We start from the raw sequence: 2,539 nt of genomic DNA, 5'->3' as shown, positions 1-2,539 counted from the left end.
GCGGGGCGGGGCGGCCGCCCCGCCTGCGCCGGGCGCGGGGCGCGCCCCCCCCCGCCCGCCCCGCCCGATGTCGTCCACCTGCTGCTGACCGCCCTGCCGGAGGCCCGGCGGATCGGTCGGCTGTGTGTCCGGCTGGAGGGCGCCGGCGCGGCGGCGGGCTCGGCGCTCGCCCTGCTCGTGCACCACCCGCAGGCCTGGGCGCGGGCCCGTCTGGTGGCCGACGGGGTGAGCATCGCCTCGGTCGCCGCGGGCTTCTGGGCGGGGTGGCGGCTGCGCGGGCGTCCGGCCCCGGCGGCCGCCGAACGCACACCCTGGCATGCCATGGCGGTACGCCAGGTGATGTCCCGGGTCGGCACCTCGTCCCGGGGGCTGGACGAGGCCGAGGCCGCCCGGCGCGGGCAGTTCGAGGGCCGGGACCGGCACGGGGGCGCCGGCACCCTGGTCGGCCGGGTCGTGGAGGAGCTGGCCAATCCGCTCACGCCCGTCCTGGCGATCGGCGGCGGTGTCTCGGCGGCGCTCGGCTCCGTGCTGGACGCCGTGCTGATCGGCGGGGTGCTCGGCGTGGACGCGCTGGTCGGCGGGGTGCAGCGGCAGCAGGCCGACAACGCGGCCGAGCGGCTGGTCGAGGCCACCTCGGTGCGGGTGCGGGTGCGCCGCCCCGGCCGGGCGGAGCCGGTGGAGACGGCCGGCGAGCACCTGGTGCGCGGGGACCTGATCGAGCTGCGGGCCGGGGACTCGGTCCCGGCGGACTGCCGGGTGGTGCGGGCGCAGGGTCTGGAGGTGGACGAGTCCAGCCTCACCGGCGAATCGCTGCCCGTCGTCAAGAGCTCGGCGCCGACCGCGGCCCGGGCGGTCGCGGACCGCACCTCGATGCTCTACGAGGGCACGACGGTGGCCGCCGGCCACGCGCTGGGCGTGGTCGTCGCCACCGGGACCGCCACCGAGGCGGGCAGCGCGGCCGCGGCGGGCCCCGAGGGCGGGCCGCCGGAGAGCGGGGTGGAACGGCGGCTGAAGGCGCTGGGCCGGTGGTTCCTGCCGCTGTCCGTCGCCGCGGGGGTCGTCCTCTTCGCCGTCGACCTGCTGCGCAGACGCCCCCTGGGGGCCGCCCTGGGGGCCGCGGTCAGCCTGTGCGTGGCGGCCGTACCGGAGGGGCTGCCGTTCGTCGCCACGGTCGCGGAGCTGGCCGCGGCCCGCCGGCTGTCCGCGCGCGACACCCTGGTCCGCAGCGCCTCCACCATCGAGGCGTTGGGCCGCACCGACGTGCTGTGCTTCGACAAGACCGGCACGCTCACCGAGGGCCGGATCAGCCTCCAGCAGGTCTCCGACGGCCTGCGGCGCGAGGGTCTCGACCGGCTCACCCCGGCGCTGCGCCGGATCGTCGCCACGGCCGCCCTGGCCGGTCCGCCGGGCGCGGCCGCGACGCTCGCCCATCCCACCGACCGGGCCATCGCCGGCGGGGCCGAGTCGCTCGGCGCCGCCCCGGCCCGGGCCGCCGGGCTCGGTACGGACGTCTGGGAGCGGCTGGCCGAGCTGCCGTTCGAGCCGGGGCGCGGCTACCACGCCGTACTGGGGCGGTCCGACAGCGAGGCGCGGATCGTGGTCAAGGGCGCGCCGGAGGTCGTCCTGGCCCGCTGCGACCGGGCCCGCCGGGACGACGCCACCGAGCCGTTCGACGAGCGGCTGCGCGCGGAGACGGAGGCGGAGATCGACCGGCTGGCCCGGCGCGGCCTCAGGGTGCTCGCGGTCGCCGAGCGGGTCCTGCCCGCGGGTGCGCCGCGGGAGGACACCGCCCCCTCCGGCCCGGGGGACCTCGGCGACGAGGTCGTCGACGGGCTGTGTCTGCTGGGCCTGCTGGGCCTCGCGGACCCGGTGCGGCCCACCGCCGCGCAGAGCGTGGGCCGGCTGTCGCGGGCCGGGGTGCGCATCGTCATGCTCACCGGCGACCACCCCAGCACCGCCGCCGCGATCGCCCGGGAGCTGCGGCCCGAGGAGGAGCCGCGCCTGATGACCGGGGCGGAGCTGGATGCCCTCGACGACGCGGCACTCGCCGGGACGCTGCCGGAGATCACGGTGTTCGCCCGGGTCACCCCGGCGCACAAGGTCCGTATCGTCACCGCGCTGCGTTCGGCCGGCCGTACCGTCGCCGTCACGGGCGACGGCGCCAACGACGCGCCCGCCATCCGGATCGCCGACGTCGGCATCGCCCTCGGTTCCCGGGCCACGCCGGCGGCCCGCGCCGCCGCCGACATGGTCGTCACCGACGACCGGATCGAGACCATCGTCGACGCCTTCGTCGAGGGCCGGGCCATGTGGGGCTCGGTGCGCAGGGCGCTGGGCATCCTGCTCGGCGGCAATCTGGGGGAGATCGCCTTCACGCTGGCGACCACGCTGTTCACCGGACGCAGTGCGCTCAACGCCCGCCAGCTGCTCCTGGTCAACCTGCTCACGGACATGCTGCCCGCCATGGCCATCGCCGCCCGGCCGCCCGCCGACCACCCCGACCGGCTGCTCGCGGAGGGCCCGGAGGCCTCGCTCGGCA

1 protein-coding gene is annotated in these 2,539 nt (G+C 78.4%); it reads left to right on the top strand.

Features of this window, described 5'->3' with window-relative positions; translation table 11 throughout:
• A partial coding sequence (locus tag AB0I73_RS40950) for an HAD-IC family P-type ATPase (RefSeq protein WP_363045462.1) occupies nt 1-2,539 on the top strand: 2,539 nt, incomplete at both ends.

The organism is Streptomyces sp. NPDC050388 (genome assembly GCF_040655635.1).
In the GTDB taxonomy this organism is placed as follows: Bacteria; Actinomycetota; Actinomycetes; order Streptomycetales; family Streptomycetaceae; genus Streptomyces.
The sequence above is the reverse complement of the archived record's forward strand: the minus strand, read 5'-3'. Positions and strand labels throughout refer to the sequence as shown.